We start from the raw sequence: 20,653 nt of genomic DNA, 5'->3' as shown, positions 1-20,653 counted from the left end.
CCGCTGCGGCGGTCAGTGCGCCTGGCGCGGCTGGGCGGCGCGGGCTTCGGCGACGGTGTCTTCCAGACGATCCAGCGACGGCCAAGCCTGACGATCCAGGTCCAGGTCGCGGAACTGGTCGGCATCGAACACCGGCTGATCGACACCGGCGCGGCGCTGGGCGTCGTAGTCGTTGAGGATGCGCATGCCGACCTTGATCAGCATCGCCAGCGCGATCAGGTTGACGAAGGCCAGGCAGGTCATGGTGATGTCGGCGAAGGCGAACACCGTGGTCAGGTTCTGCATGGAGCCCCAGCAGATCAGCACCAGCACCAGGCCGCGATAGCCGAGCAGCACGGCCTTGCCACGGCCGAGCAGGTAGCGCAGGCCGTTTTCACCCAGGTAGATGTTGTAGAGGATGCAGGTGAAGACGAACAGCGACAGGGCGACGCTGATGAAGATGCGGCCCCAGTCACCGACCACCGCGGCCAGGGAGTTCTGGGTCAGCACGATGCCGTCGCCGTCGAAGCCCGGGGCGTAGAAGCCGGAGAGCAGAATCAGCAGCGCGGTGCAGGTGCAGATGACGAAGGTGTCGAGGAAGACGCTGAAGGCCTGCACCACGCCCTGGGCGGCCGGGTGCTTGACCGCGGCCACGGCGGCGACGTTGGGCGCGGCGCCCAGGCCGGCTTCGTTGGCGAAGACGCCCCGCTTGACGCCCATGGTGATGGCGGCGCCCAGCAGACCGGCGAAGGCCGGCTCCAGGCCGAAGGCGCTCTTGACGATGGTCATCAGGGTGCCGGGCACCAGCTCGATCTGGGTGACGATCACATAGAGGGTGACGGCGATGTAGGCCAGGGTCTTGACCGGCACCAGGATGTCGGAGACCGCGGCGATGCGCTTGATACCGCCGATGAACACCAGGCCCAGCAGGATGGCCAGGGCGATCCCGGTGTACTGCACCGGCAGGCCGAAGGCGTTTTCCAGCGAGTGGGTCACGGTGAAGGACTGCAGGCCGACGAAGGCGAAGCCGTAGGTCACCAGCAGCAGGCCAGAGAAGATCAGCGCCATCCAGCGCTTGTTGAGGCCGTGCTGGATGTAGTACGCCGGACCACCGATGTAGAGGCCATCGCCATCGGCGCGCTTGTAGACCTGCGCCAGGGTGCACTCGAAGAAGCTGCTGGCCATGCCGACCAGGGCGGTCACCCACATCCAGAACACGGCACCGGGGCCACCCAGGGTCACGGCCAGGCCTACGCCGGCGATGTTGCCGGCACCCACACGACCGGCCAGGCTGAGCATCAGTGCCTGGAAGGAGCTCAGGCCGTCGCCGCTGTTGCGCAGGGAATCCTTGAACACGGTGAACATGTGCGGGAAATGACGAAACTGCACGAATCGCGAGCGCAGGGTGAAATAGCTGCCCAGGCCGACGATCAGCACGATGAGTACGTGGCCGGACAGGAAGTCATTGAGCATTTCTAGGTAGTGCATGAAGAATCCTCGAGCATGCTAGTGATGCTCCAAGGCCGGCTCGCAAGCCTTGGGGCTATTATTGTGGAATATCCCGCTCCCGACGCCGTGCCCGGTCGTGGGGAGACGACCGGGACAGGGCGCTGGGACGGATCGGTCCGGGTGGAACGGGCAGTAAGACGGACCGGGCCGCCTAGGTTCGGCTATCCCACCGGCGTGGACAATTCCGCGCCTCGCTTCAAAATGGCGCGACTTGATGCTAGTTTTCTGGGCGTCTGTCAAGCTTGGGCAGGGTTCATGAGCGATTTTTCCGCCAATTTGCAGCTGCTCTGCCAGCGCCACCGCTCGATTGCCGCCGTTTGTCGCGCCGTCGGTATCAACCGTGCCCAATTCAATCGCTACCTCAACGGCCAGAGCCGTCCGTCGCCCTACAACCTGCAGCGACTGGCGGAATTCTTCGGACTGCCAGCCAGCGATCTGCAGCTGCCGCAACGGCAATTCGCGGCGCGCCTGGGGGCGCCGGTCAGTCAGGAGACGGGGTGGGCGGGGCAGGCGCTGGCCCTGTTCGGCGAGCGCCAGGAAGGCTTGGCCCGGTACCAGGGCTACTACCACGAATACTATCCGTCGCTCTCCACCCCGGGTGTGGTGCTCTGTGGGCTGGTGCGGCTGTTCGAGGAGGAAGGCGTCTTTCGCTATGTGCGTTTCGAACGCCTGCGTCGTCAGGGCGAGGCCACGAGCCAGGCACGCTTTCGCTACCTGGGCCTGGCCATGAGCCTGGAAAGCCGGCTGTTCTTCACCGACTACGAGTCCCTCACCGGCAACGAGCTGTCGCAGACGGTGCTGTTGCCCAGCGCCCGCAATCGCATCGATCGCCTCAACGGCCTCAAGTTGGGCGTCAGCGCCTCCGATCGGCGCGAGCCGGCCTGCACCCGGGTGGTCTGGGAGTACCTGGGCACCCGCCCCCGGCGCGGCCAGGCCTATGGCCGCATCGGTCTCTACGACTGGCAGGACCCCCACCTGGACGACGATCTGCGCCAGCGCCTGGCCAGCGCGACCCTGGTCGACCGGGTCTATCGGCTAGGCTAGCTGAGATCACCGACCGGCGTCTGGCATCGATCGCAGTCTTCCAGGATCGCCTGGTCACGGCCTGCCTGCTTGGCCCAGTAGAGCTGCCGGTCGGCGGCTTCGAGAAAGGTTTCGGCGCAGTCGTGGTCCAGCCGGGCACAGGCACCGCCGATGCTCACCGTTACCCGCGGACCGGCATTGGGCCCGAGATGAGGAATCTCCAGTCGACGCACCGCCTCCAGCAGGCGCTGGGCCAGTTTGCCGCTATCTTCCTCGCGCGTGGGCGTGCAGAGGATGGCGAATTCCTCGCCGCCGTAGCGGGCCAGGCAGTCGCCGGCGCGCAATTCACTGGCCAGGGCAGTGGCGACCTGCTGCAGGCAGCGATCGCCGGCCGGGTGCCCATAGCGATCGTTGAAGGCCTTGAAGTGATCGACATCGATCATCAGCAGGAGCAGCGGTCGGATCGGGGGACGCGCCAGGGCGGTGGTAAGGGCCTGCATCAGGGCTCGGCGGTTGGCCACGCCGGTGAGGGGGTCCGTGGCTGATTGCTGTTCCAGAACGCGGTTGGTGGCGGCCAGCTCTTCGTTGCGCAACCGATCACGCAGAATCAGCAGATAGCCCTGCCGGCGGGCCCGTTCCATCCAGAAGCTGTTGAGCAGGGTAAAGACCACGGTGGCACCGGCCAGGGTGAGTACTAGCGCGGCCTCCACGGCGGGCAGACCGTGCATCTGGGTGGCGAGGCCGATGGTCAGCAGGGCGAACAGGCTATGTGCCGCCGCCTGCCGCAGGGGCGGGGCGATGCAGCTGTTGGTGAACAGCGTCATGAGGGGGAGGGTGGCCAGCCAGAGGGCACGATGCGCGACATCGCTCGCCTGGAGGTCGAACAGCGGCGGTGCATAGGCCAGCAGACACGGCAGGATGCCCAGCCACTCGCGCGCCGGATGCTCGGCCGGCATCAGTTTGAGGGCCAAGAGCGTCATGCCCCCGCCGAGCACCACCAGGGCGCTGAGGAGGCTGATAACCCAGAAGGCCTCGGTCATCAGGATCCAGTCCCAGATCGAGAAGCTGGCGTAGGCCAGGATGGCGACCGTCAGACTGATGAGCAGGTGGCGCCGGCGCGCACGGGCGATGTCCTGCTGGTAATGCTGTTCCAATATCGGCTCGAAGCGCAGGGCCCAGAAAGGGCGAGCCAGCGCTCGGGCGAGGGCAAGACTGAGGGACATGGTGCCGTACCTGGCAGGAAAATCCGATAGGTCACTTCAGCACAATAAGTCCCTTAGCGCGATAGAGGGTTCCCGGATAAGAGGGTATAGCCGCCGAATGGTAGCACTTGGCTACCATTCGGGCCGCCATGGACGTCTCGGCCTTCAGTTGCCGGCCTTGATGCGACTCCAGGCACGGGTGCGGACCCGCTCGATGGGTTGTGGCAGGGGCTGCACCACATAGAGCTTCTTGAGCATTTCCGGGGTGGGCACCAGGTCGTGGTTGTCGCGGATCGTGGGCGTCACCAGCGGCATGCCCGGCTTGTTGGCGTTGGGATAGCCGAGGTAGTCGCTGATCCCGGCGATCACCTTGGGTTCGAGCAGGTAGTTGATGAAGGCATGGGCCTGGTCAACGTTGGCGGCGCTGGCCGGAATGGCCCAGGTGTCGAACCAGATGGGCGCACCCTCGCGCGGCAGGCGCCAGTCCACCACCACGCCGTTGCCGGCTTCCTTGGCGCGGTTGCCGAACTGGTAGAAGCTGCCCGAATAGCCCACCGCCACGCAGATGTCGCCGTTGGCGATATCGGTCATGTACTTGGTGGAGTTGAAGTAGGCCATGTAGGGACGGATCTTCAGCATCAGCGCCGTGGCCTTCTCGTAGTCCTTGGCGTTGGCGCTGTTGGGGTCCAGGCCCAGGTAGTGCAGTACCACCGGCAGGATGTCCGAGGGCGAATCCAGCATGGCCACGCCGCAGCTCTTGAGCTTGGCCATGTTCTCCGGCTTGAACACCAGGTCCCAGCTGTCCACCGGCGCGTCCGTACCCAGCGCCGCCTTGACCTTGGCCGGATTGAAGCCGATGAGGATGGTGCCGTACATGTAGGGCACGCCGTACTGGTTACCCGGATCGTTGACCTCCAGCAGCTTGAGCAACTCGGGATCGAGGTTCTGCCAGTTGGGCAGCTTGGTCTTGTCCAGCTTCTGGAACACCCCGGCCTTGATCTGGGTTTCCAGGAACTGGTTGGAAGGGATCACCAGGTCGTAGCCAGAGCGACCGGTCAGCAGCTTGGCTTCCAGCGACTCGTTGCTGTCGAAGGTATCCCAGGTGACGCGAATGCCGGTCTGCTTGGCGAAGTCCTTGGGCGTCTCGGGCAGGATGTAGTCGGCCCAGTTGTAGACCCGCAGTTCGCCGGGATCGGCGGCCTGGACGGCGCTGGCGAGCAAGGCGCCACCGAGCAGGGCGGTGAGCGGACGCAGGAGGCTGTGCATGGTGGGATTCCTCGCGATAGGGATCAGGCGCCGTCGAAGGCGGCCAGGACGTTCACCGTATTGATGCCGATCTCCGCCACGGCGTAACCGCCCTCCATGACGAACAGGGTCGGCAGGCCGAGCCGCGCCAGGCGTTCGCCCAGGCGCAGGTAGTCATCGCTCTCCAGCTTGAACTGGGAAATGGGATCGGCCTTGAAGGTATCCACGCCCAAGGAGACCAGCAGCAGGTCCGGGGCATAGCTCTGGAGTCGCGTCAGGGCCACCTCCAGCGCGGCGCTCCAGCTGTCCCAGGCGCTGCCGGCGGGCAGCGGCAGGTTGAGGTTGAAGCCCTGGCCCGCGCCGGTGCCGGTCTCGTCGGCATAGCCGAGGAAGAAGGGGAACTCGAAGCCCGGATCACCGTGTAGCGAGAGAAACAGGACATCGTCGCGGGCATAGAAGATGTCCTGGGTGCCGTTGCCGTGGTGGTAGTCGACATCGAGGATGGCGACCCGCCGCGCGCCGCCGTCGAGGGCGGCCTGGGCGGCGATGGCGGCGTTGTTCAGATAGCAGTAGCCGCCCATGACATCGGCGGCGGCGTGATGGCCCGGCGGACGGCAGAGGGCGAAGGCGCTGCGCGTGCCCGCGGCGACTTCGGCACCGGCGCTCAGCGCCACCTGGGCGGCGCTGTAGGCGGCCTGCCAGGTACCAGCGGTGATGGGCGCGCCGCCGTCGAAGCTGTAGTAGCCCAGACGCCCATGCAGGCTGGTGGGCGGCAGCACCTGCCGCAGGGTGCGTGCGGGCCAGGTATAGGGCAGCAGATCCACGGTCTCGCCCCTGGCGGCCCATTCGTCCCAGGCACCGGCGAGAAAGTCGAGATAGGCCTCGCTGTGGACACGCGCCAGGGGCGCCCGGCCAAAGTCCCTGGGCGCCACCACCTCACCGAGCTGCCGGCGGTGACACTCGGCGAGGATGAATTCGACGCGCTGGGGCTTTTCGAAACAGGGCTGCAGCTGGCCGTCGATCAATTCGCAGCGACCATGGTGCAGGGCGTGATCGGGACTGTGGTGGATGCGCATGGTGACTCCGGGCGGCGGGTTCTCTCCTGATTCTTGCCAGCCCGGCGCCTCGCGACGAGAGGCGCAGCGGCCAAAAGGGGATAGATCCGGCCAGATTCTCACCTTGCGCCGTCACAAGAGATGTCAGCTGCCCTTGGCTTCGTAGACCACGAACCGCTTCAGGGTCGGCTCCACGACCTCCCAGGTGCCCTGGAAACCACGCGGCACGACGAAGGTGCTGCCCGGCCCCAGGCGGGTAGTGCGGCCCTGGTCATCGGTAACCAGGCTTAGGCCTTCGAGGACCTGGCAATACTCCTCCTCGGTGTAGTTCACCCTCCACTTGCCCACCTCGCTGTGCCAATGGCCGACGGCGAAGACGCCGCTGGCATCCTCGTAGTCGAGCCAGAGGCTCTGCAGCGGATCGCCTTCCAGGCGCTTTTCCGCCGGTAGCCGGTATTGATCGGTGGGTTGGCCGCGTTCGGCGAGCAGGTGCAGGGCTGGCATGGCAGAGCCTCTCGGTATGCAGGAACCGCCAGCATACGCCAGCCGCTAGAGCCGATAACCCCGTGGCGATTGCCCACTCCAGCGGCGAAAGGCATGGCGGAAACTGGCGGTTTCGCTGAAGCCCATCACCTCGGCGATGCGATAGATGGGCAGGCGCTCCTGGGCTAGCAGATCACGCGCCCGTTCGAAGCGCAGTTCGTCGAGCAGTTGCTGATAGCCGCTGCCGCCCGCCTGCAGGTGTCGGCGCAGGCTGCGCGGCGCCATGCCGAGGTGGCCGGCCAGGGCCTCGAAGGAGGGCGGTGCAGCCAGGTCGGCGCCCAGCAGGGTACGGATGCGGGCGAGCAGGGCGCGCTGGCGATCCTGCTCGGGGGCCAGCCGGCCGCACTGCTCCAGGGCGTCGCGATGGGTCACTGGATCGGCCAGCGGCAGGCCGCGCTCCAGCCAGGCAATGGGAAAGGCCAGGCCGTTGAAGGCGGCTCCGAAGGCCAGGGGTGTGGCGCCGAAGCAATCGTCATAGCGCTCGCGATAGGTCGGCTCGGGGTGCCGAAAAGCCACCTGCACCAGGGGTAGAGGCGTGCCCAGGAGGTCGCAGCAGATCGCCAGCAGCGAGGCCAGGCAGCACTCGGCGTTGCAGCGTTCCAGTTCTGGTGCGAAGGGGTGGTCGTCGGCCCTGAGCCAGGCCAAGTCGCCATGGCGCTCCAGGCGCAGGGTGAAATAGGCGCCGAGCAGGCCCTGGTGGGCCAGGGCCGCCTGCAGCGCCGCGCCCAGGGTCGGGGCACTGAGCAGGGCATAGCCGAGCAGGCCGTAGCCGGAGACCCGCAGCCGCCAGCCCAGCAGCAGCCCCAGTTCGGGCGGCGCGACGGGCAGTGCGTTGGCGATGACCCGCTGTTCCTGGGCCAGGGTGATGAGGCGATGGGGCTGTTCGAGGTCGTCCAGCTGCAGGCCGCTACCAGCCAGCAGCGGTGCCGCCCGGGCAGGCGTGTCGGCCGCCAGTTGCTGGAGGACCAGGGATACCAGGTTGAGATTGATCAAGCCGGACTGACGCATGTGAAAACTCCCCGGAGCGGTGGCAGCCTTCCAAGCAAGAAGGATACCGCGCTCGCGGGAAGTTGCCGTCGGTTACCGCTCAGGTCTGGCGTGCGAGGCTCAGACCTTGGCCTTCAGGGGCACCAACCGCGGGGCGATCATGTTTTCCGGGCGCAGGATGTCGTCCAGGGTCGCCTCGTCCAGCAGGTTTTCCTCGCGTACCAGCTCCAGTACGCCGCGACCGGTTTCCAGCGCCGTCTTGGCGATGCGGGTGGAAGTCTCGTAGCCCAGGTAGGGGTTGAGCGCGGTGACCAGGCCGATGGAGTGCTCCACCTGGCGGCGGCAGTGCTCGACGTTGGCGGTGATGCCGGTGATGCAGTGCTCGCGCAGCATGTCCATGGCGCGTTGCAGCAGGCGGATGGAATCGAAGATCTTGTAGGCGATCAGGGGCTCCATGACGTTGAGCTGCAGCTGGCCGCCCTCGGCCGCCAGGGTCAGCGCCAGGTCGTTGCCAATGATCTCGAAGGCCACCTGGTTGACCGCCTCGGGGATCACCGGATTGACCTTGCCCGGCATGATGGAGCTGCCCGGCTGGCGCGGCGGCAGGTTGATCTCGTTGATGCCGGTGCGCGGACCGCTGGAGAGCAGGCGCAGGTCGTTGCAGATCTTCGACAGCTTCACCGCGGTGCGCTTGAGCATGCCGGAGAACAGCACGAAGGCGCCCATGTCCGAGGTGGCCTCGATGAGGTCGGCGGCCGGGGTCAGCGGCTGGCCGCTGATTTCCGCCAGGCGCTGTACGGCCAGCAGCTGGTAGCCGGGGTCGGCGTTGATGCCGGTGCCGATGGCGGTGCCGCCCAGGTTGACCTCGGTGAGCAGCTCCGGCGCCAGGCTTTTCAGCCGCGCCAGGTCTTCGCCCAGGGTGGTGGCGAAGGCATGGAATTCCTGGCCGAGGGTCATGGGCACCGCGTCCTGCAGCTGGGTGCGACCCATCTTCAGCACCTCGGCGAATTCCACGCCCTTGGCGGCGAAGGCGGTGATCAGGCTGTCCAGGCTGGCGAGCAGGGCGTCATGGCCGAGCAGCAGGCCCAGGCGAATGGCGGTGGGGTAGGCGTCGTTGGTCGACTGCGCCATGTTGACGTCGTTGTTCGGGTGCAGGTGGCGATACTCGCCCTTGGCGTGGCCGAGCAGCTCCAGCGCCACGTTGGCGATCACCTCGTTGGCGTTCATGTTGGTCGAGGTGCCGGCCCCGCCCTGGATCATGTCCACCACGAACTGGTCGTGGAATTCGCCGCGAATGATGCGCGAGCAGGCGTCAACGATCGCCTGGTGCTTCTCGCTCGGCAGGTGGCCGAGCCGGTGGTTGGCGTCGGCTGCCGCCTGCTTGACCATGGCCAGGGCCACGACCAGCTTGGGGTAGTGACCAAGGGGCACGCCGGAGAGGCGGAAGTTCTGTACGGCGCGCAGGGTCTGGATGCCGTAGTAGGCATCGGCAGGGACGTCGAGGGTACCGAGGAGATCTTTTTCGAGGCGAACGGGTGATGCAGAGTTGGACATGATAGCGTTAGGCTTCGATCGAGCGGCGGGCGCCGCGATGCCTTAGAATCTAGGCCTGCCAGCCGATCTCGGCCAATGCCGATCCGCCAAGCCTCATGCCGGATCGGCATAACTTTGGTTGTGACCTCACGAGATCCGAAGACGTATGGGCGCCATGAACATCGAATTCAAATGGCTGGAAGACTTCGTGGCCCTGGCGGCCACCTACAGTTTTTCCCAGGCCGCCGAAAAGCGTTTCGTCACCCAGCCCGCCTTCAGCCGGCGCATCCGCGCCCTGGAGGAAAGCGTCGGCCTGACCCTGGTGGACAGATCCCACACCCCGATCAGCCTGACCGAGGCCGGCCAGCTGTTTCTGGTCACGGCGCGCAGCGTGGTGGAGCAACTGGGCGAGACGGTGCGCCATCTGCATCACCTGGAAGGCGGGCAGGGCGAGGTGCTGCAGTTCGCCGCCGCCCACTCCCTGGCCCTGGGCTTCTTCCCGCAGTGGATCGCCGGGCTGCGTGGCCAGGGTCTGGCGCTGGCCAGTCGCCTGGTGGCCACCAACGTCGGCGATGCCATCCACGCCCTGCGTGACGGCGCCTGCGACCTGATGCTGGCCTTCCACGATCCTGACGCCGCCCTGCAGATGGACCCGGAGCTGTTTCCTTCGCTGCACCTGGCACACACCGCCATGCTGCCGGTCTGCGCCACCGATGGTGAAGGCCGACCGATGTTCCAGCTGGACGGGCAGAGCAGCGTGCCGCTGCTGGCCTACAGCGCGGGTGCCTTTCTCGGCCGGTCGGTGAATCTGCTCCTGCGCCAGCGCAAGCTGCGCGCCGTGACCCTCTACGAAACCGCCATGGCCGACAGCCTCAAGACCATGGCCCTGCAGGGCCTGGGCGTGGCCTGGGTGCCGCAGTTGTCGGTGGCGGCGGAGCTGGCCCGGGGCGAACTGGCCGTGTGTGGCGACGCCGCCTGGCAGGTCGGCCTGGAGATCCGCCTCTACCGCTGTGCCCTGTTGCGCAAGCGGCTGGTGCAGCAGGTCTGGCGACATCTGGAAAGTCAAAGCCACGGCGGCTGATCGACGGCAGGCGATTGTGCTGATATCGGCTTTTAGCTAGCCGACGTCCTGCAAGCCTTTTGCGCCTGTCTGCGCGACACTGGAGCCTCTCTCACGGAGGTCAGCCATGCAGCGCATCCGCGTCATCGACTCCCATACCGGCGGTGAACCCACCCGCCTGGTCCTCGATGGTTTTCCCGATCTCGGTCAGGGCAGCATGGCCCAGCGCCGCACCCTGCTGGCCGGGGAGCATGACGCCTTTCGGCGGGCCTGCATGCGCGAACCGCGCGGCAACGAGGTGCTGGTCGGCGCCTTGCTCTGTGAGCCGGTATCTCCTGCCGCCAGCGCTGGCGTGGTGTTCTTCAACGAGGTCGGCTACCTCGGCATGTGCGGTCACGGCACCATCGGCCTGGTCGTCTCCCTGGCCCATCTTGGCCGGATCGGCCCTGGCGATCACCTGATCGAGACGCCGGTGGGTGACGTCACCGCCACCCTGCACGACGATGGCAGCGTCAGCGTGCGTAACGTCCCGGCCTATCGCTACCGGCAGGGCGTGCAGGTGGATATTCCCGGTCACGGCCCGGTCACCGGCGATATCGCTTGGGGTGGCAACTGGTTCTTCCTCTGTGCCGATCACGGCCAGCGTATCGCTGCTGACAACCTCGAAGAGCTGCTCACCTTCAGCCTGGCCCTGCGCGGCACCCTGGAGGCCGCGGGAATCACTGGCGAGCAGGGCGGCCATATCGATCACATCGAGCTCTTCGCCGACGACCCGGACGGCGCCGACAGCCGCAGCTATGTGCTCTGCCCGGGCCGCGCCTATGACCGCTCGCCCTGCGGCACCGGCACCAGCGCCAAGCTGGCCTGCCTGGCGGCGGACGGCGATCTCGAACCCGGCGCCGTCTGGCATCAGGCCAGCGTCATCGGCAGTCGTTTCGAGGCCCATTACCAGCCGGGCGATGAGGGCCGCATCCTGCCAGTGATCCGTGGGCGTGCCCATGTCATGGCCGAAGCGACCCTGCTGCTGGCCAACGACGATCCCTTCGCCTGGGGCATTCCGGGGTGAAGTCGGTAGCGGACGTCCTCGTCGTTGGCGGCGGCATCGTCGGTGCCAGCTGCGCCGCGGCCCTGGCGGCGCGGGGCTGTCGCGTGCGGGTGCTGGACGCCGGCCTGCCTGGCGCCTCCGCCGCTGGCATGGGCCACCTGGTGGTGATGGATGACGACCCTGCCGAACTGACCTTGAGCGCCCGCTCCCTGGCACTCTGGCGTGAGCTGGTGCCCCAGTTGCCGGGCGCCGCCGACTACCGCAACTGCGGCACCCTCTGGCTGGCCCGCGATGCCGCCGAACTGGAGCTGATCGAAGAGAAGCGTCAGCGCCTGGATGCCCAGGGCGTCGCCAGCCAGCCGCTCGACGCTGCGGCGACCGCCGCCGCCGAACCGGCACTGACCGCCCTGGCCGGCAGCCTGGAGGTGCCTGGCGATGGTCTGCTATATGCCCCGGTAGTCGCCGCCTGGTTGCTGCAGCGCTCGCCGCTGATCGAATTCCAGCGCGCCCGGGTAAGCGCCGTCGAAGGCCAGCGCGTGCGCCTGGACGATGGTCGCTGGCTGACCGCCGATGCCGTGGTGCTCGCCGCCGGCCTGCAGGCCGCCAGTCTCTGCCCGGACCTGCCATTGGTACCCAAGAAAGGCCATCTGCTGATCACCGACCGCTATCCCGAGCAGGTCCGCCACCAATTGGTGGAGATCGGTTACGGTGCCAGCGCTCACGCCAGCAGCGGCGCCTCGGTGGCCTTCAACGTCCAGCCACGGCCCACGGGGCAGTTGCTGATTGGTTCGTCGCGGCAATTCGAGCGCCCGGATATGGCCGTGGAACCTGCGGTGGTCGGCCAGCTGCTGCGTCGCGCCCTGGACTTCCTGCCGGGTCTGACCCATACCTCGCTGATCCGGGGCTGGACCGGCCAGCGCGCCGCTAGCCCCGATGGTCTGCCGCTGATCGGGGCCCATCCCGACCAGCCCGGTCTATGGCTGGCGGTCGGCCACGAAGGCCTGGGCGTCACTACCGCGCCGGCCACCGCCGAAGCCATCGCCAATGGGCTGTTCGGCGAGCCTTCGACGTTCCACGTGGAACCCTTCGCACCGGCGCGTTTCACGACCGCCCCGAGGAGCCAGGCATGCTGACGCTGTTCATCGATGGCGAGCGCCTGGAGGTCCGCCCTGGCAGTCTGCTCACCGCCGCCCTGGCCAAGAGCGGCAACCCCGCCGCGCGTCGTTCGGTGACCGGGGAGGCCCGAACGCCTTTCTGCGGCATGGGTATCTGCCAGGAATGCCGGGTGCAGGTCGATGGCGTGCGCCGTCTGGCGTGCCAGACCTCCTGCCGGGACGGCATGCAGGTGGAGCGGTTGTCATGAATACCGCGAGCTGCGATCTACTCATCATCGGCGCCGGCCCGGCCGGTCTCGCCGCTGCCCGCGCGGCCAGTGGCCGCGGCCTGAACCTGGTGCTGCTGGACGACAATCCCTTGCCTGGCGGCCAGATCTGGCGTGCCAGAGTCGGGCAGGTTGCGGCCGAAGTCGGCAGCTTGCCGGCCGACGCGACGCTACTGAGCGCCACCCGGGTCGCGGCGGTTCTGGGGCCGCGCCAGTTACTGCTGGAAGACGCCAGTGGCAGTCGTAGCCTGGCCTTCGAAACGCTCATCCTCTGCACGGGCGCCCGCGAACTGCTGCTGCCGTTTCCCGGCTGGACCCTGCCTGGCGTGAGCGGCGCCGGCGGCCTGCAGGCGTTGATCAAGGGCGGCGTCGAAGTCGCCGATGAGCGCATCGTCGTCGCCGGCACCGGTCCGCTGCTGCTGGCCAGTGCCGCCACGGCGCGTCAGGCGGGTGCCCGCATCGCCCTGGTCGCTGAACAGGCCGGACGCCACGCTGTGATGGACTTCGGCCTGGGGCTCTGGCACTGGCCGAACAAGCTGCTCCAGGCGATCACGTTAGCTACCCCCCGCTATAGCCCCGGCACCTGGGTCGAGGCCGCGCTTGGCACCGATCACCTCGAAGCCGTTCGCCTGTGCCAGGGCGAGCGTCGCTGGGAGATAGCCTGCGATCGCCTGGCCTGTGGTTATGGCCTGGTGCCCAACGTGGAACTGGCCCAGAGCCTGGGCTGCGCCACCCTGGACGGCGCGGTGGCGGTAGATGAGCACCAGCGCACCAGCCAGCCACACATCCTGGCGGCTGGCGAGTGCACCGGCATCGGTGGCAACGAACTGGCCCAGGTCACCGGGCGGATCGCCGGCCTGGTCGCCACCAGCCAGCTCGACGCTGCCCGCGCCGTGCAACCGGAGGCACGCCCCTGGCGTCGCTTCGCTGCCCAGCTGGCCCGCACCTTTGCCTTGAATCCCGCCATTGTCCGTCTGGCCCAGCCGGATACCCTGGTCTGCCGCTGCGAGGACGTCGCGCTGGGTGCCCTGGTTGGTCATGGCGACTGGACCCAGGCCAAGCTGCGCAGTCGTTGCGGCATGGGTGCCTGCCAGGGTCGCATCTGTGGTCAGGCGACCCGGGTATTGCTGGGCTGGACGCCGCCCGCACCGCGCTTTCCGCTGCAACCCACCCGTATCGACAGCCTGCTGGCCCTGACCGAGGACGAGAGATGAACGCCGCTGCCCACCTGGACGCCCTGAGCCGCGCCCGGCCCGCCGATCTGCCCGCGCTGCTCGCCAGCCTGAGCCTGGTGGCGCCGCTGCTCGATGCCATTCCCGGCGTGGTGTTCTTCGTCAAGGACCTGGAGGCGCGCTATGTGCTGGTCAACCTGACCCTGGCCCAGCGCTGCGGCTATGAAGATGTCAGCGAACTGCTCGGCAAGACTGCCGAGGAAGTCTTTCCCGCCCCCCTGGGTGGCGCCTACGCCGAACAGGATCGCCGTGTGCTGCGCGAGGGCCTGGCGCTGGACGACCAGCTGGAGCTGCACCTCTATGCCGGCCGTACCCCAGGTTGGTGCCTGACCCGCAAGCTGCCGTTGCACGATGCCCAGGGCCGCCTCATGGGCATGGCCGGCATCTCCCACGATCTGCAGGCGCCGGCTGCCGATCATCCGGCCCACGCCAAGGTGGCCGAGGTCGATCGCTATCTGCGCGAGCACTATGCCCAGCCGCTTTCGGTGGGCGAACTGAGTCAGCGGGTGGGCCTGTCGGTCTCCCAGCTCGAACGCCAGTGCAAGCGCATCCTGCGCCTCACGCCCCAGCAGTTGCTGCACAAGGCCCGGCTCGACGCCGCCTCGCGCCTGCTGGCCCGCGATCTGCCCGTCACCGAAGTGGCCCTGGCCTGTGGCTATACCGATCACAGCGCCTTCAGCCGCCAGTTCCGCCGTCTCACCGGCCTGTCGCCCCGGCAATACCGCGACTCTCTCAAGCCCCGTTCCCGTCTGGAGGAAACCCCCGCATGAGCACTCCCCGCGTCAACTGGAGCGGCGTCTTTCCCGCCGTCACCACTCAATTCAACGATGACTTCTCGGTCAATCTGGACCAGACCCATGGCGTGATCAGCAACCTGGTGCGCGATGGCGTCTCCGGTCTGGTGATGTGCGGCACCGTGGGCGAGAACACCTCCCTGACCCTGGAAGAGAAGATCGCCCTGGTGGAGGTCGCCAAGGACGCCGCCGCTGGTCGCGTGCCGGTGATCTGTGGCGTGGCCGAATTCACCAGCCTCAACGCCACCCGCACCGCCCAGGCAGTGGGTCGCGCCGGCGCCGACGGCATCATGCTCATGCCGGCCCTGGTCTACTCGGCCAAGCCCCACGAGACCGCCGCCCATTTCCGCAGCGTGGCCAGCGCCCTCGACCTGCCACTGATGGTCTACAACAACCCGCCGATCTATAAGAACGACGTCACCCCGGACATCCTCATCTCCCTGGCCGACGTCGACAACATCGTCTGCTTCAAGGATTCCTCCGGCGACACCCGCCGCTTCATCGACGTGCGCAACGAAGTAGGCGACCGCTTCGTGCTCTTCGCTGGCCTCGACGACGTGGTGCTGGAAAGCATCGCCGTGGGCGCCGAAGGCTGGGTCTCGGGCATGTCCAACATCTTCCCCACCGAAGGCGAAACCATCTTCCGCCTGGCCAAGGCCGGCCGCTTCGCCGACGCCATGCCGCTCTACGAGTGGTTCATGCCGCTGCTGCACCTGGACGCCCGCCCGGACCTGGTGCAGTGCATCAAGCTCTGCGAAGAGCTCGCCGGCCGCGGCCGCGCCCTGACCCGCCCACCCCGCCTGGCCCTGCCCGACGCGGATCGCGCCTTCGTCGAACGCCTGATGGCCAAGGCCCTGGAAACCCGTCCGCAATTGCCGAATGTAGGGATCTGAGGCAGGGCCAACCGCGGCCATAGCGGCTCGGTCCTACAGGGGCGAACGCTACCGTAGGAGCGGCCCATGGCCGCGATAAACCGATATGCCTCCACACACACCAATCCACCCCCCTCTCCCGCCTGCGGGAGAGGGCTGGGGTGAGGGCGCTCTGCAGGGCGGTCCCACCCGAATCACCCGGCCCTCTGGCCCGTACCTTTCACTCCACACCACCCCCCATCCCAAGGGCGCCACGTCCTGTCCTCCAACCGACAGGCGATACCCGGCGCAGGAGCACGCTCCGCCCCGCTTTCGTCTATACTGTGCCGCTCATTTCCCAAGCCACGTCCGCCGCGTGGCTTCTTCATTTCAGAGGCACGACGATGAGCGCACTCGTAGGCGTGATCATGGGCTCCAAGTCCGACTGGTCCACCCTGAGCCACACCGCCGACATGCTGGACAAGCTGGGCATTCCCCACGAAGTGAAGGTGGTCTCCGCCCACCGCACCCCCGACCTGCTGTTCCAGTACGCCGAAGAGGCTGCCGGTCGCGGTATCCAGGTGATCATCGCCGGTGCCGGTGGCGCCGCCCACCTGCCGGGTATGTGCGCCGCCAAGACCCACTTGCCGGTGCTGGGCGTGCCCGTGCAGTCGTCCATGCTCTCGGGCGTCGACTCCCTGCTGTCCATCGTGCAGATGCCCGCCGGTGTACCGGTCGCCACCCTGGCCATCGGCAAGGCTGGCGCCATCAACGCCGCGCTGCTGTCCGCCAGCATCCTCGGTGGCAAGTATCCCGAGTACCACGAGCGGCTGAACGCCTTCCGTGACGAGCAGACCCGTACCGTGCTGGACAATCCCGATCCGAGGGAGCAGGCATGAAGATCGGTGTCATCGGTGGTGGCCAGCTGGGCCGCATGCTCGCCCTGGCCGGCACGCCGCTGGGCATGAACTTCGCGTTTCTCGACCCGGCGCCGGATGCCTGCGCCGCTGCCCTGGGTGAACACCTGCGCGCCGACTACGGCGACCAGGATCACCTGCGCCAGCTGGCCGATGAAGTCGATCTGGTGACCTTCGAATTCGAGAGCGTTCCGGCTGAAACCGTGGCCTTCCTCTCGCAGTTCGTACCGGTCTATCCATCGGCCGAAGCCCTGCGCATCGCCCGCGACCGCCTGTTCGAAAAGTCCATGTTCCGCGACCTGGGCATTCCTACGCCCGCGTTCGCCGATGTCCTGTCCCAGGCCGACCTGGACGCCGCCGTGGCTCGTATCGGCCTGCCGGCGGTGCTCAAGACCCGTACCCTGGGCTACGACGGCAAGGGCCAGAAGGTCCTGCGCCAACCGGAAGACGTCGCAAGCGCCTTTGCCGAACTGGGCAGCGTCCCCCTGCTGCTGGAAGGCTTCGTCCCCTTCACCGGCGAGGTCTCCCTGGTGACCGTGCGCGGTCGTGACGGCGAGGTGGCCTGCTATCCGCTGGTACACAACACCCACGAAAGCGGCATCCTGCGCCTGTCGGTGGCCAGTTCCGACCATCCGCTGCAGGCCCTGGCCGAAGACTATGCCCGCCGCGTGCTGGAGCAACTCGACTACGTCGGCGTGCTGGCTTTCGAGTTCTTCGAGGTCGAGGGTGGCTTGAAAGCCAACGAGATCGCGCCGCGCGTGCACAACTCCGGGCACTGGACCATCGAAGGCGCCGAGTGCAGCCAGTTCGAGAACCACCTGCGCGCCGTGGCTGGCCTGCCGCTGGGCTCCACCGCCAAGGTCGGCGAGAGCGCCATGGTCAACTTCATCGGTTCGGTGCCGCCGGTAGCAGCCGTCACCGCCCTGGAAGACTGCCACCTGCACCATTACGGCAAGGCCTTCAAGGCCGGCCGCAAGGTCGGTCACGCCACCCTGCGTTGCGCCGATGCCGCGATCCTGCAGACCCGCATCGCCGCCCTGGAAGCCCTGATCCAGGACTGATGCCAAACGGCTTCCGTGCACGGAAGCCGTTTTCCCCTGAACCTCAGCCGATCACCGGTGGTCGGAGAGTACAACGACGCCTGCTGACCGGCGTTGTCTTACCAGCACTCAAACAGGGGATTCTTCACATGGGCATCATCGCAACCATCATCATCGGTCTCATCGTCGGCCTGGTTGCCCGCTTTCTGAAGCCGGGCGACGACAGCATGGGCTGGATCATGACCATCATTCTGGGCATCGTCGGCTCCGTGGTCGCCACCTACCTGGGCCAGGCACTGGGCATCTACCGTGCCGGTGAAGGCGCAGGCTTCATTGGTGCCGTGGTCGGTGCCATCATCGTGCTGTTCATCTACGGCATGGTGACCAAGCGTCGCTAAGACGTCGCTTCGCCTCGGCGAAGCCTAGCTACACAGTTTTCAGCCCTCGGAGTCGCCCGTCGACCCGGGGGCTTTTTTATGGAAGAGGCTCTGGTTCGCGGTCGTGGGTCTGGACCCCTGGGCAGCCGCGCCGCACACTCGGACTTTTGCGCCTAGCCTGCCGACCATGCCCAGACTGCTCATCACCCTGCTGCTCGCCAGCCTGCCCCTGCTGACTCACGCCGCCAAGGGCGAACCGCCCGAAACCAACTGGCTGGACCTGCTCACCGCGGAAGATCGCCGGGCCCTGGAGACCATGCCCGAGATCACCCACAACAGCCCGGAGGCGCCGGGCGGCTTCGGCTCGCCGGGCGGGCTCAAGCAGAAAGACAATGGCCTGCCCGAGGTGATGCACTCCACCCGCACCGTGGCCGCCCTGAATGGCAAGAACGTGCGACTGGGTGGTTTTCCGGTGCCCCTGGAGACCGACGCCAAGGGCAATTTCCGCGAATTCTTCCTGGTGCCCTATCCGGGCGCCTGCATCCACGTGCCACCGCCACCGCCGAACCAGATCGTCCTGGTGCGCTACCCCAAGGGCGTGCCGCTACCGGACATCTATGAGCCCTACTGGGTCATAGGCACCCTGCACACCGAGTCGGTCGATAACGACCTGGCCGAAGCGTCCTATACCCTGGACGCCAGCAAGGTCCGCAAGGTCGAAGAAAGCGACTTGTAGCCCCTTAGGTTGGGCCGAGACAGCTCCACCGTCGAAGCCCAACAAACCAAGGCAAATGCGTAGCGTGGACAACGGCGCAGCCTTGTCCACTACCGCTCACCACTCAGACATCACGCCGGCTGCCGCTCGCCGTAGCGCTGCTCCAGGTAGGCGATGATGTCGTCCGACTCGTACATCCACACGCTCTGGCTGCCTTCGTCGATGCGCAGGCAAGGCACCTTCACCCGGCCACCGCCCTGTTCCAGCTCGGTGCGCAGCTGCGGGTCCTTCTTGATGTCCTTGAGCCGGATCGGCAGGTTCAGCCGATGCAGGGCGCGGCGGGTCTTCACGCAGAAGGGGCAGGCCTGGAACTGATAGAGCGACAGATTCGCCAGTTCCGCCTCGATGGCAGCCTGGGCCTGCTCACTGCGCTTGAGCTTGCGCGGCCGGGTCACCAGATCCAGGCCGACGATCACCTGGCCGAGGCCGTTGCGTAGCAGATTGATCAACGGGATTCACCTTGAGGGGTCGTTCGAGCCGGGCAGTTTACCCTATCGCCTCAGGGCTGCCGCTCCGCCAGTCGTTACGGAACGTCACCCGCAAGGCAGCGCTCTACAAGAGGGATTAATTCCTCGATGGGGATCTGTTGCATGCCGCTGTCTTCCGCAGAGCGCGAAGCCTTTCGCCAACTCGCCGCCGACCTTCCTGGTGTCGATCTTCCGATCTACGAACAATTTGCCAAGGACCCGCTGGACCCCATCATCGGTCTGGGCGATCCCGAGGCGCCCCTGGGCTTTTTCGGTCGCGATCCGGGGCGGGAGGAAGTGAAGTACGGCGAGCCCTTCATCGGCAGCGGCGGCCAGATCGCCCGCAAGGTCCTCTACAAACACCTGTACGGCCATCCCCCGGCCGACTTCGAGGCCAGCCGCAGCCTGAGCCAGCAGTTCTTCTGGGCTAACACCGTGCCCTACAAACCCCTGGGCAACAAAGCCTGGTCGGAACGGATAAAAAAGACCTTCCGCCCCCTGATGCGCCGCCTGCTGGTGGAACACTGGCACGGCACCCAGCTCATCACCTTTGGCCGCGAAGCCTTCCTCTGGTTCGGCATCGGCCAATCCAAGGAAGAGCGCGCCCGCCTGGAAGCCTTCTGGAAGAGCGAAGACCGCTTCGAAAGCAGCATCGAGGTCACCCTGGAAACGGAGGAGGGCGTGTGCAAGACACTGACCCTCTATCCACTGCCGCATCCGTCGCCGTTGAATCAGACGTGGTATACGAGGTTTCCTGGGTTGTTAGAAAGTAGAATAAAAAAACTCGTATAGGGTTATAACGTAAGCGTCCGGCGAATTCACCTTCCGAACTCCCGCTTTAAGGGCGAGCGATTCACTACTACAGTTCTAGCCGGGCAGGCTCAAGTGCAGCAAGGGGAAGGGGCGGCCCTCGCCATCCAGCGGAGAACGACCTGTTTGAACAAACCCGTAATGTAAATAGAACCCTACCGCTTCAGGGTTCTGTTCATTCACATCAACACTCATCTGACTGCGCAAACTGCGGGCATGATCCAGCAGTGCGCGGCCAATCCCTTTCCCTCGAAGATCTGGTTCGATGAAGAGCATCTCTACGTGGTTTTCATTGAGCCCGATGAACCCTAGCGGGCAGTCCTCGGCATCTACCGTAACCCATAATTCAACAGCGGGTAGGTAAATATCGCGGAGCTGAGGAAGCAATGCCTCGATATCGGATTCTTGCAGGAAGTGATGTGTGGCGCGAACGGAGCGCAGCCAAATGTTGAGCAGTTGCGGATGGTCGGCGTTAGTAGCCTGACGAATGATCATAAAATCATCCTTTACACTTGATATCGGAAATGAGGCGCGCTAGTAGATAGCGACCGTAAAAGTGTCGGCAACTTGTATGACCGCTTCGCGAGTTAACGCCTGGGCGGTTCACGGCAGAGGTAGCCGGAAAGGAGGGAGGAAGGACGATACTGGGAGGCTTTGGGGGTGTCAAAAAAAGTTACGGAAGGGAATGGTGGAAGCATACCTGACAGATGGTGGCCGGGCCGGTAGGGATCTCACGCGGGACGCTAGAACCGGATGATGTCAGGAGCTTACGGTGACTTACCCGGACGCTTACGTTATAACAAGATTCTTATGCCATCTTGGATGCCA

At 66.2% G+C, this 20,653-nt stretch carries 22 protein-coding genes; 13 read left to right on the top strand and 9 right to left on the bottom strand.

The window, feature by feature from the left end:
• Positions 1-12: 12 nt before the first annotated feature.
• Positions 13-1,467 carry an alanine/glycine:cation symporter family protein gene (locus PJ259_RS15830; RefSeq protein ID WP_271653445.1) on the bottom strand — a complete coding sequence of 485 codons (1,455 nt, stop codon included), beginning with the start codon at positions 1,465-1,467 and terminating at the stop codon, positions 13-15.
• A gap of 276 nt (positions 1,468-1,743) precedes the next feature.
• Here PJ259_RS15830 and PJ259_RS15825 point away from each other — a divergent pair, with 276 nt between their 5' ends.
• Positions 1,744-2,532, top strand: coding sequence for a helix-turn-helix domain-containing protein (locus PJ259_RS15825; RefSeq protein WP_271653444.1), 789 nt, complete (start codon positions 1,744-1,746; stop codon positions 2,530-2,532).
• On the opposite strand, the gene PJ259_RS15820 is transcribed toward PJ259_RS15825, so the two are convergent.
• From PJ259_RS15820 to aspA, 6 genes are all read right to left on the bottom strand, one after another.
• Positions 2,529-3,734 carry a GGDEF domain-containing protein gene (locus tag PJ259_RS15820; protein ID WP_271653443.1) on the bottom strand — a complete coding sequence of 402 codons (1,206 nt, stop codon included), beginning with the start codon at positions 3,732-3,734 and terminating at the stop codon, positions 2,529-2,531. The genes PJ259_RS15825 and PJ259_RS15820 overlap by 4 nt on opposite strands.
• Positions 3,735-3,878: 144 nt before the next feature.
• On the bottom strand, positions 3,879-4,979 hold the full coding sequence (locus tag PJ259_RS15815; RefSeq protein WP_271653442.1) for a polyamine ABC transporter substrate-binding protein: 1,101 nt from the start codon (positions 4,977-4,979) through the stop codon (positions 3,879-3,881).
• 23 nt (positions 4,980-5,002) lie between these two features.
• Positions 5,003-6,034 (bottom strand): histone deacetylase family protein, encoded by a 1,032-nt coding sequence (locus PJ259_RS15810; RefSeq protein ID WP_271653441.1) that lies wholly within the window; start codon positions 6,032-6,034, stop codon positions 5,003-5,005.
• 123 nt (positions 6,035-6,157) lie between these two features.
• Complete coding sequence (locus PJ259_RS15805) at positions 6,158-6,517, bottom strand: cupin domain-containing protein (RefSeq protein ID WP_271653440.1); 360 nt, start codon at positions 6,515-6,517, stop codon at positions 6,158-6,160.
• Positions 6,518-6,562: 45 nt separating this feature from the next.
• Positions 6,563-7,564, bottom strand: a complete 1,002-nt coding sequence (locus PJ259_RS15800; protein ID WP_271653439.1) for an AraC family transcriptional regulator — start codon at positions 7,562-7,564, stop codon at positions 6,563-6,565.
• A 99-nt stretch (positions 7,565-7,663) separates the two neighbouring features.
• On the bottom strand, positions 7,664-9,097 hold the full coding sequence (gene aspA / locus PJ259_RS15795) for an aspartate ammonia-lyase (protein WP_059316752.1): 1,434 nt from the start codon (positions 9,095-9,097) through the stop codon (positions 7,664-7,666).
• A gap of 154 nt (positions 9,098-9,251) precedes the next feature.
• On the opposite strand from aspA, the gene PJ259_RS15790 reads away from it, so the two are divergent.
• The 11 genes from PJ259_RS15790 to PJ259_RS15740 all read left to right on the top strand — a co-directional run bounded on the left by PJ259_RS15790 (position 9,252) and on the right by PJ259_RS15740 (position 18,509).
• Positions 9,252-10,157, top strand: a complete 906-nt coding sequence (locus tag PJ259_RS15790) for a LysR substrate-binding domain-containing protein (RefSeq protein ID WP_059316971.1) — start codon at positions 9,252-9,254, stop codon at positions 10,155-10,157.
• A 106-nt stretch (positions 10,158-10,263) separates the two neighbouring features.
• Entirely contained in the window at positions 10,264-11,202 is a 939-nt protein-coding gene (locus PJ259_RS15785; protein WP_271653438.1) for a 4-hydroxyproline epimerase, read from the top strand.
• On the top strand, positions 11,199-12,314 hold the full coding sequence (locus PJ259_RS15780) for an NAD(P)/FAD-dependent oxidoreductase (RefSeq protein WP_271653437.1): 1,116 nt from the start codon (positions 11,199-11,201) through the stop codon (positions 12,312-12,314). The genes PJ259_RS15785 and PJ259_RS15780 overlap by 4 nt, the downstream gene beginning before the upstream one ends.
• Positions 12,308-12,544, top strand: a complete 237-nt coding sequence (locus PJ259_RS15775) for a (2Fe-2S)-binding protein (protein ID WP_271653436.1) — start codon at positions 12,308-12,310, stop codon at positions 12,542-12,544. Before PJ259_RS15780 ends, PJ259_RS15775 begins: the two co-directional genes overlap by 7 nt.
• Entirely contained in the window at positions 12,541-13,776 is a 1,236-nt protein-coding gene (locus PJ259_RS15770) for an NAD(P)/FAD-dependent oxidoreductase (protein WP_271653435.1), read from the top strand. The genes PJ259_RS15775 and PJ259_RS15770 overlap by 4 nt, the downstream gene beginning before the upstream one ends.
• Positions 13,773-14,564, top strand: a complete 792-nt coding sequence (locus tag PJ259_RS15765; protein ID WP_271653434.1) for an AraC family transcriptional regulator — start codon at positions 13,773-13,775, stop codon at positions 14,562-14,564. The genes PJ259_RS15770 and PJ259_RS15765 overlap by 4 nt, the downstream gene beginning before the upstream one ends.
• Complete coding sequence (locus tag PJ259_RS15760; RefSeq protein ID WP_271653433.1) at positions 14,561-15,481, top strand: dihydrodipicolinate synthase family protein; 921 nt, start codon at positions 14,561-14,563, stop codon at positions 15,479-15,481. The genes PJ259_RS15765 and PJ259_RS15760 overlap by 4 nt, the downstream gene beginning before the upstream one ends.
• Before the next feature lie 362 nt (positions 15,482-15,843).
• Positions 15,844-16,338 carry a 5-(carboxyamino)imidazole ribonucleotide mutase gene (purE, locus tag PJ259_RS15755; RefSeq protein ID WP_271653432.1) on the top strand — a complete coding sequence of 165 codons (495 nt, stop codon included), beginning with the start codon at positions 15,844-15,846 and terminating at the stop codon, positions 16,336-16,338.
• Positions 16,335-17,417 carry a 5-(carboxyamino)imidazole ribonucleotide synthase gene (locus tag PJ259_RS15750; protein ID WP_271653431.1) on the top strand — a complete coding sequence of 361 codons (1,083 nt, stop codon included), beginning with the start codon at positions 16,335-16,337 and terminating at the stop codon, positions 17,415-17,417. The genes purE and PJ259_RS15750 overlap by 4 nt, the downstream gene beginning before the upstream one ends.
• A gap of 128 nt (positions 17,418-17,545) precedes the next feature.
• Complete coding sequence (locus tag PJ259_RS15745; RefSeq protein ID WP_007160058.1) at positions 17,546-17,794, top strand: GlsB/YeaQ/YmgE family stress response membrane protein; 249 nt, start codon at positions 17,546-17,548, stop codon at positions 17,792-17,794.
• A gap of 166 nt (positions 17,795-17,960) precedes the next feature.
• Complete coding sequence (locus PJ259_RS15740; protein WP_271653430.1) at positions 17,961-18,509, top strand: DUF3299 domain-containing protein; 549 nt, start codon at positions 17,961-17,963, stop codon at positions 18,507-18,509.
• Positions 18,510-18,619: 110 nt separating this feature from the next.
• Here the strand turns inward: PJ259_RS15740 and PJ259_RS15735 are convergent, their stop codons facing one another.
• Entirely contained in the window at positions 18,620-18,997 is a 378-nt protein-coding gene (locus PJ259_RS15735; protein WP_271653429.1) for a glutaredoxin family protein, read from the bottom strand.
• A gap of 141 nt (positions 18,998-19,138) precedes the next feature.
• Here PJ259_RS15735 and PJ259_RS15730 point away from each other — a divergent pair, with 141 nt between their 5' ends.
• On the top strand, positions 19,139-19,807 hold the full coding sequence (locus tag PJ259_RS15730) for a uracil-DNA glycosylase family protein (protein ID WP_271653428.1): 669 nt from the start codon (positions 19,139-19,141) through the stop codon (positions 19,805-19,807).
• Between the two features lie 75 nt (positions 19,808-19,882).
• Here PJ259_RS15730 and PJ259_RS15725 read toward each other — a convergent pair whose 3' ends face one another.
• The gene (locus PJ259_RS15725; RefSeq protein ID WP_271653427.1) at positions 19,883-20,320 is read right to left on the bottom strand and encodes an acetyltransferase; all 438 of its coding nucleotides are present in this window, start codon (positions 20,318-20,320) and stop codon (positions 19,883-19,885) included.
• Between the last annotated feature and the right edge of the window lie 333 nt (positions 20,321-20,653).

Origin of the sequence: Pseudomonas sp. JBR1 (assembly GCF_028198185.1) — a bacterium.
GTDB lineage: Bacteria > Pseudomonadota > Gammaproteobacteria > Pseudomonadales > Pseudomonadaceae > Chryseomonas > Chryseomonas oryzihabitans_E.
This window is presented reverse-complemented; position numbering and strand designations above follow the sequence as displayed.